Below are 14626 nucleotides of genomic sequence, written 5' to 3' on the forward strand. Positions count from 1 at the left end.
TATGCATAAGTAGATCAGAATGCGTGTTGCCGACTTTTCTTTTGATTTGCCAAAACATTTAATTGCTCGTCATCCGCAGCAAGAACGTAGTGCTTGCCGTTTGCTGTCGCTGGATGGTCCTAGCGGGACTGTGAAGCACCAAGTTTTTACTGATATTATCGATCTCTTATTCATCGGCGACCTACTGGTATTTAATAACACTCGTGTGATTCCCGCTAGGTTGTTCGGTCGCAAAATTAGTGGAGGTAAAGTCGAAGTTTTGGTAGAACGAGTGCTGGATAATAAGCGAGTATTTGCTTATGTCCGTACTTCCAAAACACCAAAAGTAGGAACATTGCTACTATTAGGTGACGATGAGAGTATTTATGCAACCATTGTGGCACGCCATAATGTGCTGTTTGAGCTAATATTCGATGACCAACGTGATGTGCTTACCTTGCTGAATGATGCCGGTCACATCCCGCTACCCCCCTATATAGATCGTCCTGATGACGCCACGGACCGCGAGCTATATCAGACTGTCTATAGTAAACGTCCCGGCGCTATTGCAGCTCCTACAGCTGGTCTCCACTTTGATGAGCAGCTCTTATCCGCTCTCCGCGCAAAAGGAGTTGACATGGTTTTTCTTACTCTACACGTTGGCGCTGGTACACTTCAGCCCATACGAGTTGAAAATTTAAAACAACATCAAATGCACTCAGAGTATACTGAAGTATCGCGTACTGTAGTAGATGCTGTACTTGCCTGTAAAGCACGCGGCAATCGGGTTGTAGCTGTAGGTACGACCTCGGTACGCTCACTAGAAAGCGCGATAGTGTCGAATGGCGCAAATGCCATCATAGCACCTTTTTTAGGTGATACCAGTATTTTTATTTATCCTGGCTATCACTTTCGTATTATTGACGCGCTAATTACTAATTTTCATTTCCCTAAATCCACTCCCATTATGCTAGTCTCTGCCTTCGCAGGTTACCACCATACCTTTGCTGCCTACCGGCAGGCTATTAATCTAGCGTATCGTTTTTTTAGTTATGGGGATGCTATGTTCATCACTCGTAATCCCTCTGCCTGTGACCAATGATAGAAAATTTGTTATCTAATAATATCTCATATCTTTGATGTTGGAGGATTTATGAAATATCAATTACTGAAAAATCATGGCAGCGCGCGGCGCGGGCGTATGGTATTTGATCGCGGTGTAGTAGAAACGCCGGCTTTTATGCCGGTAGGTACCTATGGTACCGTCAAAAGTATGACACCAGAGGAAGTCAAAGAAACCGGCGCGCAAATTCTGCTGTGTAATACCTTTCACCTGTGGTTGCGCCCGGGGCAGGAAGTTATGAAGTTGCACGGTGATTTGCACCATTTCATGCATTGGTACGGACCGATCCTCACCGATTCAGGAGGTTTTCAAGTCTTTAGTATGGGGAATCTTCGGAAAATTACCGAGGAAGGAGTTCATTTTCGTAATCCTATTAATGGCGCCGCAATTTTCCTAAGTCCGGAAAAATCTATGGAAATTCAGTACGACCTAGGTTCTGATATCGTCATGATTTTCGATGAATGTACACCTTATCCAGTAAAATGGGATTACGCTAAAAACTCCATGGAGATGTCTCTACGCTGGTCGGAACGTAGTCGCAAACGTTTTGATGAGCTAAATAATAACAATGCGTTATTTGGTATTATTCACGGCGGAATTTATCAAGATTTACGAGATATTTCTGTCAATAGATTGATAGATATTGGATTTGATGGCTACGCTTTGGGCGGTTTGTCAGTGGGTGAACCAAAAGAGAATATGTACCATATTCTGGCACATATTTGTCCACAAATACCAGAAGATAAACCACGCTATTTAATGGGAGTAGGTAAACCAGAAGATTTAGTGGAAGGATGGCGCCGTGGTATCGATATTTTCGATTGCGTAATACCTACCCGTAATGCACGTAATGGTCATCTTTTTGTGACGAATGGGATAGTAAAAATCCGTAATGCTAAGTATAAAAATGATGTTGCATCGCTAGATATGGAGTGTGATTGTTATACCTGTTGCAATTATAGTCGTGCATATTTACATCATCTTTACCGTTGCAACGAAATACTAGGTGCTCGTCTTAATACCATTCACAATTTACGTTATTACCAACGTTTGATGGCTGGTTTACGCCAGGCTATCGATACAGGCAAATCACACAAATTTATTGAAGAATTTTATAATAAAAAAATAAATAGTGTTTCTTAAATTACTAATGAGGTAATAAAAATGCTTTTTTTTATTTCTGATGCCATTGCTAGTACTAGCCTGTCATCTCAAGGAAGTTCTTACTCTCTTATAATTATGCTAATATTTTTTGGTCTAATTTTTTACTTCATGATCTTGCGGCCGCAGCAAAAACGCACCAAAGTACATAAAGCATTAATCAATTCGATCTCCAAAGGAGATGAAGTGCTAACTACCGGCGGTTTGATCGGTAGAGTAGTGAAGGTAACTCAAACTGGTTATATTTACGTTGCACTGAATGAGACCAATGAAGTTTTGATCAAGAGTGATTTTGTAGCGGCAGTGTTACCTAAAAATACGATGAAAGCACTATAAATTTACATTTACCCTAAGTCAGGAGGGGGTATCAAGAGGACCACTATTGTGTTAAACCGCTATCCTTTATGGAAGTATATTATGCTCGTCTTGACTTTTATCTTCGGACTACTTTATGCACTTCCAAACATTTATGGCGAAGATCTAGCTATACAAATCACAGGCACTCGTGGTGCTACGATGAGTGAATCAACACTGCTCTATATACAAAAATATTTGACCCAAAATAATATTACGAGCAAATCTATTTCTTTAATTAATGGTGCCATCTTGGCCCGCTTTTCAAGTCAGGATATACAGTTGCGCGCCCATGATGTTTTATTAAACGTACTCGGCGATAATTATGTTGTTGCGCTTCACTTAGCACCAGCAACACCATCATGGTTAGCGATGATAGGGGCGAAGCCGATGAAATTAGGCCTTGATTTACGTGGCGGCGTACATTTTCTCATGGAAATCGATATGAATACCGTATTAAGTAAGCTACAGGAGCAAACCATGAACATTTTGCTTCAAGAGCTGCGCGATAAAAACATTACTTATACATCAGTACATAAAAATGATGACTATGGAAGCTATATTAGCTTCAGCGACGCTTCTATTCGAGATCAAGCGCTTTCCTGGCTTATTTCAAGCCACCGTGACATGGAGATCAACCGTAGTGGAAGCTATGGTATTAGTGCGCATTTATTAGATAATTATCTGCATGAAGCCCATGAATATGCGGTGCAACAGAACATCATGATTCTACGTAACCGTGTAAACCAATTAGGAGTATCTGAACCACTAGTGCAGCGTCAGGGCTCTAGCCGGATTGTAGTTGAACTGCCCGGTCTTCAAGATACCGCTCGTGCTAAGGAAATTATAAGCGCTACCGCGATGCTGGAGTTTCGCCTCGTCAATAATACAGTACATCAAACTACCCAAGCGCATAGTAGCATTCTAGACAATTCTGAAGTGAAATTCACCCAAAAGGGTCAACCAGTAGTACTATATAAACAGGTCATTCTTACTGGCAACCATATTACGAATGCTACCGTTAGCGTCGATAAGTATAACCAGCCACAGGTTAATATTTCTCTCGATAATCTAGGTGGGACTCTAATGTCCCAATTTACCAAGAATAATATAGGTAATTTGATAGCTACATTATTTGTTGAATATAAAAACAGCGGTAAAAAAGACACTAAAAACAACCCTATATTAGTTAAGCAGGAAGAAGTGATCAACGTTGCTACTATCCAGTCACATATTAGTAATCTTTTTAGTATCACCGGTATCAATAATATAAAAGAAGCACGTCATCTTTCACTGTTACTACGTGCGGGAGCATTGATTGCACCGATCAAGATTGTCGAGGAGTGTACTATCGGGCCTACTCTAGGTATGCAGAACATCACCCAGGGTTTAGTAGCTTGCCTATGGGGACTAATAGCTTCTATACTATTTATGGTGATATGGTATAGAAAATTTGGTCTAATTGCCACAACAGCACTAATTGCTAATCTAGTTCTGATTATTGGGATTATGTCGTTGTTACCAGATGCTACTCTGACAATGCCGGGTATCGCTGGTATTGTGCTCACGCTAGCGGTTGCGGTGGATGCTAACGTACTTATTTACGAGCGTATAAAAGAAGAGCTACGCAACGGTCGTACCGTACAACAGGCTATCTATCAAGGGTATCATGGTACGTTTTCTAGTATAGTTGATGCTAATATGACAAATCTCATTACCGCTATTATTCTCTATGAGTTTGGTACTGGTTCTATCAAAGGCTTCGCTATAACAACCGCTATTGGAATAGCCACATCAATGTTTACCGCAATCTTAGGCACTCGTGCTATCATTAACCTGCTATACGGTGGAAAGTTTATAAAGAAACTTTCTATTTAGGATCAGCCTATGAATCGGCAAATAAAAAGTATTAAAGAATTAAATCATGGTTGTAAAGTATACAACTTTATGCGCTGGTCCTCTATAGCATTTAGTCTATCAGTTATATCTTTTATCACTTCTATTGCTATTATGGTTGTCTACGGCTTTAATTGGGGACTAGATTTCACTGGTGGTACGGTTATTGAACTACACTTAAAGCAAGCAATAAATCTAGAACAAATGCGCGAAGCGATAGAGCAAGCAGGATTCAAAGATATTTTAGTGCAGAATTTAGGTAGTAGCCGAGACGTGATAATACGTATGCCGCCAGATGAGATTCAGCAAAAGCTAGGTGATAGAGTCCTTAAGATTGTGAATAAGGTGAATAGCCAGAACGCTACGGTGAAACGAATAGAGTTTATTGGACCTAATGTTAGCAACGATCTCTTACAAGCAGGCAGCCTAGCACTACTACTCGCTTTCCTTTGTATTTTTATCTACGTGAGTTTCCGCTTTGAGTGGCGACTGGCTACTGGTACTGTGATCGCGTTAATCCATGACGTTATTATTACCCTAGGATTGCTATCATTATTCCATATTGAGATTGAATTAACTATTATCGCTTCACTGATTTCAGTTATTGGTTATTCACTCAACGATAGTATAGTAGTTTCCGACCGAATTCGTGATAATTTCCGTCGAATGTGCTGCTACAATGCTTACGATATTTTTAATATTTCGCTGACCCAAACACTAAGTAGGACCATTATTACGTCAGCTATTACTATGATGGTGGTACTAATACTTTTAATTTTTGGCGGCTCTATGCTACGTAGTTTTTCGATGACGCTGTTAATTGGCGTATTTATCGGCACTATTTCCTCCATTTATGTTGCTTCTGCGTTAGCGCTTAAACTTGGTATCAAACACGAACATATCCTGCCACATAAATTAGAGAAAGAGGCAGTTGAATAATCAAGATATATTGTAGCTATTACAATAAGTGCTGCTTGCTTTCTCATAGGCTACGTTCGCGCTACACTTGTTTGATCTAAATTCATCAGCTAGCCAGGAAGCGCAATCCATGCATTGCTTATTTTGTTTCGCGGTCGATACTAAAGTTATCGACTCCCGTCTCGTAGGAGAAGGAACACAAGTTCGCCGCCGCCGACAGTGTGTTATCTGTAATGAACGTTTTACCACCTTTGAAGTAGCAGAGTTTGTCTTACCTCGAGTTATAAAAAGTAATGAAATGCGTGAACCATTCAACGAAAATAAGCTACGGCGCAGTTTTCTCAAAGCTTTAGAGAAACGTCCTGTCAAATCCGATGATATCGATATGGCTATAAATAACATTAAATTTAATTTATGCGCTACCGGTGAGTGCGCAGTGCCTAGTAAAATGATAAGTAATTTAGTCATGGACGCTTTAAAAAAACTAGATAAGGTAGCCTATATACGCTTTGCTTCTGTCTATCGCCATTTCGAAGATATTAGCTAATTTTGCAAAAAAATAGCTAGATGATAAGATTCAATTTCAAGGCTTATTGAATGATATGTGATGAATTTTACCTGGCATTGGCATTTAAGTTAGCCCGTCGCGGACGGTTTACAACCGCGCCTAATCCCAATGTGGGTTGTGTGATCATCCGCGATCGTTGCATAGTTGGTAAAGGTTACCATGTACGCGCTGGTGAACCTCATGCAGAAGTACATGCACTACGTATGGCTGGTACGGCGGCGCGCGGTGCTACTGCTTACATAACACTAGAACCTTGCAGCCACTATGGACGAACCCCACCATGTACCGAAGCACTAATAGCAGCTGGCGTAGTACGGGTGGTAGCTGCTATGCTCGATCCGAATCCGCAAGTTAATGGCCGCGGCCTGTACCGTCTACAAGAGGCAGGCATAGAAGTCCGCCATAGTCTCATGCTGCTAGAGGCAGAGATGATTAATCAAGGTTTTATTAAACGTATGCGTACCGGTTTTCCTTGGATAAGAGTAAAATTAGCGGCGTCTTTGGATGGCCGTACAGCAATGGCATCAGGGGAGAGCAATTGGATTACTTCTGATCAAGCGCGTCAGGATGTACAGCGGTTCCGCGCCGAAAGCGACGCTATTCTTTCTACCTCAGCTACCGTGTTGGCAGATAATCCTGCACTTAATGTACGCTGGTTATCTCTTCCTGCTGACGTTCAGTGCTTATGCGAAGAGAAGTACCTACGCCAACCAGTAAGAGTGATTATCGATAGTGCTAATAAAGTAAATCCTATCCACCGTGTGATACACGGTCAGGGGATAACCTGGCTGGCACGTCGAAAAAAGGACAATAATAGATGGCCAACATGGGTCGAGCAACTGGAATTACCATCATTTAATCAGCAGGGTCTAGTACGTATTGATATCATGGCGCTGATGATGCAACTAGGAAGCCGGCATATTAATAGTGTATGGGTAGAAGCTGGAGCAAGTCTCTCAGGATCTCTCTTTTCGGCAGGTCTAGTAGATGAGCTAATTCTTTATCTTTCACCGAAACTACTAGGTACCGCTACACGGCCGCTATGCTTACTACCTGGACTGGAACGTCTCAGTGATGCGCTTACTTTTGACCTGCTAGATATGCGTCAAGTTGGTCCTGATATACGCCTACGTTTGAAACCGATCCGTGCAGTATAATGAATTCGCTTCAAAAGCATGATGTGAAAATCTCCATCTACGTGTTAATATGTTAATATTAGGTTAGGAGACTTATGAAAGTTATTAAAGGTATTGTTGCAGCACCTAATGCGCACGTTGCTATCGCTATTGCACGCTTTAACAACTTCGTCAATGATAGCTTGCTTGATGGTGCAATCGATGTCCTCATTCGTATTGGTCAAATCAAAGATGAAAATATCACCGTCGTATGGGTACCGGGCGCCTATGAGCTACCACTTACTGTTAGCATGTTAGCCAAAAGCCAGAAATACGACGCTATAATTGCGTTGGGTACTATTATACGTGGAGGGACCGCACATTTTGAATTTGTTGCTAGCGAATGTAGTTCAGGTCTATCAGCCGTAGCTATTAATAGTGCACATCCTGTAACGTTCGGGGTACTTACTACTGAAAGCCTCGAGCAAGCCATCGATCGCGCTGGCGTTAAGGGTGGTAATAAGGGCGCAGAAGCAGCACTAGCTACGCTAGAAATGATTAACGTATTACAAGCAATCAAAGCTTTGTAAATCTAGTCAAGGAGAATTGTGTGAAACTAACGGCTCGTCGCCGTGCCCGTGAATGCGCTGTCCAAGCGCTTTACTCATGGCAGTTATCTCATAACAATATCGCAGATATAGAAGTACAGTTACTAGCTGAACAGGATATAACAGGTATTGATCTAGCTTATTTTCACAAGCTATATTCTGGTACAGCAATCGCTGCTCATGCACTAGATCAATTAATGGCGCCATATCTATCCCGTCCACTAGAGAAACTTGGACACGTAGAGCGTGCTGTGTTACGTATTGCGCTATATGAACTAAGCAAGTGTCAGGACGTACCATATCGAGTAGCAATTAATGAAGCAATAGAGCTAGCTAAAACTTTTGGTGCCGAAGATAGTTATAAGTTTATCAATGGTGTTCTGGAGAAAACAGCACCTCAGGTTCGTCCTAACCGGAAATAACATTCCTGTCAGCCCCTATCCGTAGCTCGTTTAGCCAGTGATTTCATGTAATAGTCAAAGTTAATTGAGACATAGTATGGCATGTGGTGAGTTTGAGTTAATTAACCGTTATTTCAACCAGATGCGTAATACACGCCAAGATGTTTTAGTTGGAATAGGTGATGACTGTGCGCTATTATCTGTGGTCGGTACAAAACTAATTGCGATTAGTACCGATACATTAGTTGCTGGTACGCATTTTCTGCCTGAAATAGATCCGATTGATCTAGGTTATAAGTCGCTAGCGGTGAACCTAAGTGATTTAGCAGCAATGGGTGCCGATCCCTCCTGGTTATCGCTATCTTTGACGCTACCATCAGTAGATGAAGCTTGGATAGCTGCTTATAGCCATAGCTTATTCCAGCAGCTGAATCATTACAATATGCAGCTAATTGGTGGCGATACAACGAAAGGGCCACTAAGTATCACACTAACAGTTCATGGGCTTATTCCGGTAGGTCAAGCGTTAACTCGCTCCGGTGCCTGTATTAGCGACTTTGTTTATGTCACCGGTACGTTAGGAGATAGTGCCGCTGGACTAGCTATTTTACAAAATAAACTACCAGTAAATAATGAAAAAGATCGACAGTATCTGCTAGGCCGCCATCTTCGTCCTCAACCACGCATACTAGAGGGGCAAGTTCTGCGCGATATAGCTAGTGCCGCTATCGACCTCTCTGATGGTATGATTAATGATTTGCGTCGTATCTTGATCGAGAGCGACTGTGGTGTACATATCAATTTAGAAAATATTCCCTGTTCATCGGCGCTGAAGCGGCATACAACGCCGGACCAGGCTTTGCGCTGGGCGCTGAGTGGTGGGGAAGATTATGAACTTTGTTTTACTGTGCCACAGATCAACTGCGCAGCACTAGATGTAGCTATGAATTACATTGGTACTCAATTCACCTGTATCGGTCAAATTAAACCTAGCGGTGAAGGGATTAAATTTATGGTTCATAACCATCCCGTACAGTACAACTGGTACGGTTATGACCACTTCAAATTAGATAAACTCTTATGACTCTCAAGAGTCAGCACGCCAAAAAGCCCATTGAACTATCTAACCCCTTGCACTTACTTGCTACTGGTTTCGGTAGTGGCATGTTTTATTGGATGCCTGGTACAGTGGGATCGCTTGTAGCTATTTTATTATGGTTTCTATTGCTATCCTTCTTACCTTGGCCACTAGATTTACTAGTCGTAATCTTGAGTATTTTCCTGGGCATCTATGTTTGTCATCATACTGCATGTGATATAGGGGTGCATGACCATAGTTGTATTGTATGGGATGAATTTATCGGTATGTGGCTAACGTTAATAGCTTTGCCGAGGAATGATTGGCGCTGGGTTATAACTGGTTTTTTGTTGTTTCGTTTTTTAGATATTTGGAAACCTTGGCCAATTAGTTGGCTTGACCGTAAAGTGCAGGGAGGCATAGGTATAATTATCGACGATGTTGTAGCTAGCATGATAGCAGCAGGAATATTAATTCTACTCCATACGTCAGGCTGTTTTTTGAGCGAAACATTAACAAAAGACTTATAAAACACTTAGTAAGAACGTTTGTTTGTGGATGGGATAGATAAACTTTGCCAGGCAATAATATAAGCGTGAAAGTACGACATCACTGTAAATTATTACTACTCTATGTTTTATTTTATATGTCACCTACTTATGGTACGACTTGCTTAGAGTTTAAAGGACTCAGCGAAGACTTACAGAGCAACGTACGTACCCGTTTATCCACACTTGACGCAGATGATGTTCATGTTTATAGCAGTTGGCTTAATGACGTGGTGCGCGAAGAGCTGCGTGCTCTTGGTTATTACTCTCCTACCATAGATTTTGAATTACGACCTGCGTTAAATAGCGGGTGTGATGTTCTTATTACCAATGTAGATATTGGTAAACCTATTACGATAACAGGAGTGAACGTTGTTTTGCGTGGCGATGCATGCCTGGATATTGATTACCAGCAGTGGGTCAAACTTAGTAAGCCGGCATTAGGCTCGATTCTAAATCACCGTCAGTACGATAATTTCAAAAGTGGCTTCTCTAGCCTAGCACTACGTAAGGGTTACTTTAACGCTGCATTCTACAAAAGTCAGTTAAGTATCTCACCTATACGCTACCAGGCTTACTGGGATATTGATTTTGATAGCGGTAAGCGTTACCGATTTGGAAAAGTGCGTTTTCATGGCACGCAAATCAGCGAAGATTACTTACAGAATATCGATTTAATTAATTTAGGTGCTTCTTATAGCCTAGAAGCGCTGGCAATCTTCTATAACAGCTTGGTCGCGAGCAACTTATTTAAATCAGTAATTATATCACCTGACTTTCAGGATAACACTTTGCTGCTAGACACTATGGTAACGCAATGTCTCCGTAATAAGCTAGAAATAGGTCTAGGATATTCAAATGACTTAGGACTACGGTTAAAAACACTCTGGCATAAACCTTGGCTGAACTCGCGCGGTCATAGTATGAAAACAAGTATCAACTTGCCAGTACCAGAGCAAGTGATTGAGATAACATATAAAATTCCTTTGTTTCATCATTATCTGGAGCAATACTATCTACTACAAGGGAGATTTAAGCTAGCTCATATCAATTATAATAAATCTGAGTTAACCACCCTAAATGTAATACGTTACTGGGATATATCTAACAGCTGGCAACGGGCAATACATCTACGCTGGAGCATGAATCATTTCACAGAAGCAAAAATAAATAATACTACTATGCTGATTTATCCAAGTATCAGCATGAACCGCACCCGACAACGCGGTGGAATCATGTCAACCTGGGGTGATAGCCAGCGCTATTCGTTATCGGTATCTACTACTACCTGGGGTTCAAATGTAAATTTTCTGCTATTACAAGCACAAAATGTTTGGATCCGTACGCTAGCGGAAAAGTATCGCTTTGTAATGCGTAGTCATTTAGGCTGGATTGAGACTAATAATTTTGAAAACATTCCTCCTACACTGCTTTTTTTTGCCGGCGGAGACCATAGTATACGGGGTTATAAATATCAATCCTTATCGCCACGGAATAACTACGGTAAGCTCACTGGCGCTTTAAAATTAGCAAGAGTATCACTAGAGTATCAGTACCATATGATAGGCAAATGGTGGGGTGCAGTCTTTATCGATAGCGGTGAAGCAGTAAATGACATCACACAGAGTAATATTAGAACTGGTGCCGGTATTGGTATGCGTTGGCAATCGCCAGTTGGTTTGTTCGAATTAGATCTTGCTACACCGGTAGCAGATAAGTGTGAGCATGGATTGCAGTTATACATCGGATTCGGGCCAGAACTGTGAACCTATTGAAGAAAAACCATTTAGGAATTTTACTGTTACTCTTGTTACTAAGTACGCTAGCTTTTTTGCTTAGTACAACTACTGGTTTACATCTAGTACTAAACAGTGTCGTTAGCTGGGTACCAGGGCTAGAAATTTCTTCTGTTCACGGTGATTGGAGTAATATTATTCTTAAACAAGTCCGATACCAAATACCAGGTGTTATAATTAAAGCAAGTGAATTTAACCTTGCGCTAGACTTTAGCAGTTTGGTGCACCGTAAGCTATGTATTCATACTGTCTATCTACGTGATGTCTCGGTCCAGGTCAAAATTAAACCACTAAGCTCACATACTACACAAGCTTGCTTGAGTAACTATGAGCCAAATAGTACAACTAGAATAATTCTCTCGACACCTTATCCACTTATTATACGCCGCCTGACACTACATAATATGCAGGTTAAGGTCAATCATACTAATATTAAACTTCATGAGTTAAGTACTGGACTGATATTCAGAGAACATCAATTATTGGTAAAGTCAACACGTATCTCAGGTCTATTCGTCGCACTGCCTAAAGCAGCACCAGTAGTAATAAACCAGTGGGTTGCAATGGCAATCAAACTCAAAAACCTCAGTCAATCTTCGCTGTTAAAAACTCTGCCAAATATGTTTACCAAACCATTTAGATCCGTGTCATTACTACCAACGCTGCCGTTGAATATTACTATTGAAGATCTTAATGGTAATAATCTACATATCACGGGAAAAAATGATATATGGATTACTCGGCTACGCATGCAGGCAATAACTCACGATCAGTACGCAGAACTAATACTACTAGAGATAGAATCCTCCCAGGGGTTGTTAAATGCATCCGGCAATGCAGATTGGCGTTGTAGTAAATTACCAGTTCATTTGATAGTAAACAGTATACTGAATATCGATCCTATTAAAAAAGAAATAGTTCAGTTAAGCATCAGCGGTAGTTTACGTGATGAACTACATACAATGATTGATCTTTCTGGCTCTGTCAAAGCTAAACTCGCTATTAATATTAAGATGATACAGTTAGGAGCTCATAAGTTCGCGCTACCGCCGGAAGTTAATCATCAGCTTAGATTAAGTTCCGGCGGTAGCGCGCGTGGGAGTCTCAAACTCAGAGGTGATATAAGCATCAGCTCGCAGCAAGTACTAGTAGACTGTCACATTAGCTCGTTACGCTGGGCTGATTTAAACATTAGGGACATTACTTTACAAGGGATAATATTATCAGGAGAAAGTCTTAGTGGTTACCTGCACTTGCAAATCGCTCAATTGCAGCAGAGGCAATGGTTATTACGTCAGCTAATTTTTACAGCTACCGGAGATGAGAAGCAGCATCAGCTAACATTGATCATGCTTGGTAAACCAAAGATAGCAGGTCAGTTACAAATACAAGGTCATTTCGATAGCACACATCAGCTATGGCATGGTGTACTTAGCCAAACTAGTTTCACAACCACTATCGGAGAAATACTAAAACGATTGGTGCCTAAATTTCAATTTCAATCTAATATGCAGGCTAGCGGTTTTGTTACAGGTAGCGCAGAGGTTGGTTGGGAAGCTGGCAGTAAACTACCGCATGCCAAAGTTGGACTTTTCGGCCAGAATATCAAAATCAGTCAGATAGTACCAGTACCGGGAAAAACCTGGCAGGTATTATTAGATAGGCTCATATTAAATGCAGGATTCGATAAAGATCAGGCACACTTTAATTGGTTACTAAAAATAGCTAGTAACGGTCAGTGTAACGGGCAATTACAAGTAGTGCATACTAAAAAAAAGCATAATATTAACGGTAATATTAATATTCAAGATATCTCTCTAGCGCTACTGAAGCCCCTCTTCGGGCGTGGAGAGAGCGTAGAAGGTATGCTAAATGCAGCCTTATTGATCAGCGGCAATACTAAGTTACCACAGCTTGACGGTCAGCTAAGATTAGAACAACTCATTATAAAACACACAGTAATACCTTGTTCTATGACAGAAAGCCGGTTAACACTGAATTTTTCAGGTACTAAATTAGATTTGCATGGATTGATTAGTACCAAACATGGACAAGTTAATATCATCGGCCACGCTAATTGGAACTGTGTTGATGTTTGGCAAGCGCGTATTGCCGCCTCGGGTAATAGAATGCGCATTACTATGCCGTCGATAGTACAGATAGTACAGTTAGATATATCTCCTAACATTGTTTTTGAAGCTACTCCGACGTTATTAACCCTTAACGGTAAGATAGACATTCCCTGGATGCGCATTAAAGTGAAAGATATGTCGGAAAGTACCGGGAGCATTTCATCTGATGAGGTACTATTAGATGAGCAACTTAAATTAGTGACAATGCGAGCACATGATCAAAGTATTGTTATTCCTATCATCACTAACCTATTAGTCCATGTTGGGAATGACGTACAAATCAATGCCTTAGGTTTGAAAGCTAATCTTTCAGGTGACCTAAAAGTAACTCAAGATCAAAAAAGACTGGGTATTAGTGGGGAAATAGATATTCCATCCGGCTATTTCCAAGCTTATGGTCAGGACTTAATCATAACTCAAGGCCAACTGCTCTTCTCTGGACCCATAGATCAGCCTTATCTCAACATCCAAGCGATCCGTGATCCAGAGTATACTAAGGATAATGTAATAGCTGGCGTACAAGTTACTGGTCCAGTTTACCAACCGATACTAGATGTATTTTCTAATCCGATTAAATCCCAGCCAGAAGCGCTGTCTTATTTATTAAAAGGCCACGGTATTGATGAAATGAGTACTGATCGTAATATCATGGTAGCAATGTTAATTAGAATGGGAATGGTACAAAGCGAGCAATTTTTAGGTAAAATTGGAGATTTATTTGGGGTGACTGATCTAGCTTTAGATACCCAGGGTAGTGGAGATAGTTCCAAAGTAATTTTCAGCGGATATATTGCTCCTAGATTACAGGTTAAATATAATCTTGATATTTTTGACTCACTAGCAACGTTAATCTTACATTACCGCTTAATGCCTCAACTTTATTTAGAAGTAGTATCTGGTCTTAACCAGGCACTGAACTTATTTTATAGATTTGATTTTTAAATACTTA

At 40.8% G+C, this 14626-nt stretch carries 13 protein-coding genes; all 13 read left to right on the top strand.

What is annotated here, in order from left to right:
* Window positions 1-19 precede the first annotated feature (19 nt).
* The 13 genes from queA to IM45_RS03340 all read left to right on the top strand — a co-directional run bounded on the left by queA (window position 20) and on the right by IM45_RS03340 (window position 14619).
* Complete coding sequence (queA, locus tag IM45_RS03280) at window positions 20-1081, top strand: tRNA preQ1(34) S-adenosylmethionine ribosyltransferase-isomerase QueA (RefSeq protein WP_038499270.1); 1062 nt, start codon at window positions 20-22, stop codon at window positions 1079-1081.
* 51 nt (window positions 1082-1132) lie between these two features.
* Window positions 1133-2245 carry a tRNA guanosine(34) transglycosylase Tgt gene (gene tgt, locus IM45_RS03285; RefSeq protein WP_038499273.1) on the top strand — a complete coding sequence of 371 codons (1113 nt, stop codon included), beginning with the start codon at window positions 1133-1135 and terminating at the stop codon, window positions 2243-2245.
* A gap of 21 nt (window positions 2246-2266) precedes the next feature.
* The gene (gene yajC / locus IM45_RS03290) at window positions 2267-2599 is read left to right on the top strand and encodes a preprotein translocase subunit YajC (protein ID WP_038499275.1); all 333 of its coding nucleotides are present in this window, start codon (window positions 2267-2269) and stop codon (window positions 2597-2599) included.
* Between the two features lie 48 nt (window positions 2600-2647).
* Window positions 2648-4495: a protein translocase subunit SecD gene (gene secD / locus IM45_RS03295; RefSeq protein WP_038499278.1), complete on the top strand. Its 1848-nt coding sequence runs from the start codon at window positions 2648-2650 to the stop codon at window positions 4493-4495.
* A gap of 9 nt (window positions 4496-4504) precedes the next feature.
* Window positions 4505-5452 (top strand): protein translocase subunit SecF, encoded by a 948-nt coding sequence (gene secF / locus IM45_RS03300; RefSeq protein WP_038499281.1) that lies wholly within the window; start codon window positions 4505-4507, stop codon window positions 5450-5452.
* Between the two features lie 109 nt (window positions 5453-5561).
* Entirely contained in the window at window positions 5562-5978 is a 417-nt protein-coding gene (gene nrdR, locus IM45_RS03305; protein ID WP_038499284.1) for a transcriptional regulator NrdR, read from the top strand.
* 50 nt (window positions 5979-6028) lie between these two features.
* Window positions 6029-7156, top strand: a complete 1128-nt coding sequence (gene ribD / locus IM45_RS03310; RefSeq protein WP_038499288.1) for a bifunctional diaminohydroxyphosphoribosylaminopyrimidine deaminase/5-amino-6-(5-phosphoribosylamino)uracil reductase RibD — start codon at window positions 6029-6031, stop codon at window positions 7154-7156.
* 74 nt (window positions 7157-7230) lie between these two features.
* Window positions 7231-7704, top strand: a complete 474-nt coding sequence (gene ribH, locus IM45_RS03315; protein ID WP_038499291.1) for a 6,7-dimethyl-8-ribityllumazine synthase — start codon at window positions 7231-7233, stop codon at window positions 7702-7704.
* Between the two features lie 20 nt (window positions 7705-7724).
* A complete protein-coding gene (gene nusB, locus IM45_RS03320; RefSeq protein ID WP_038499294.1) occupies window positions 7725-8144 on the top strand; it encodes a transcription antitermination factor NusB in 420 nt (139 codons plus the stop codon).
* Window positions 8145-8220: 76 nt separating this feature from the next.
* Window positions 8221-9207, top strand: a complete 987-nt coding sequence (thiL, locus tag IM45_RS03325; RefSeq protein ID WP_038499297.1) for a thiamine-phosphate kinase — start codon at window positions 8221-8223, stop codon at window positions 9205-9207.
* Complete coding sequence (gene pgpA, locus IM45_RS03330) at window positions 9204-9731, top strand: phosphatidylglycerophosphatase A (protein WP_038499300.1); 528 nt, start codon at window positions 9204-9206, stop codon at window positions 9729-9731. Before thiL ends, pgpA begins: the two co-directional genes overlap by 4 nt.
* 116 nt (window positions 9732-9847) lie before the next feature.
* Window positions 9848-11515 carry an autotransporter assembly complex protein TamA gene (gene tamA, locus IM45_RS03335; RefSeq protein ID WP_038499673.1) on the top strand — a complete coding sequence of 556 codons (1668 nt, stop codon included), beginning with the start codon at window positions 9848-9850 and terminating at the stop codon, window positions 11513-11515.
* A gap of 65 nt (window positions 11516-11580) precedes the next feature.
* The gene (locus IM45_RS03340; RefSeq protein ID WP_260086104.1) at window positions 11581-14619 is read left to right on the top strand and encodes a translocation/assembly module TamB domain-containing protein; all 3039 of its coding nucleotides are present in this window, start codon (window positions 11581-11583) and stop codon (window positions 14617-14619) included.
* Window positions 14620-14626: the final 7 nt, after the last annotated feature.

The organism is Candidatus Palibaumannia cicadellinicola (genome assembly GCF_000754265.1).
In the GTDB taxonomy this organism is placed as follows: domain Bacteria; phylum Pseudomonadota; class Gammaproteobacteria; order Enterobacterales; family Enterobacteriaceae; genus Baumannia; species Baumannia cicadellinicola_B.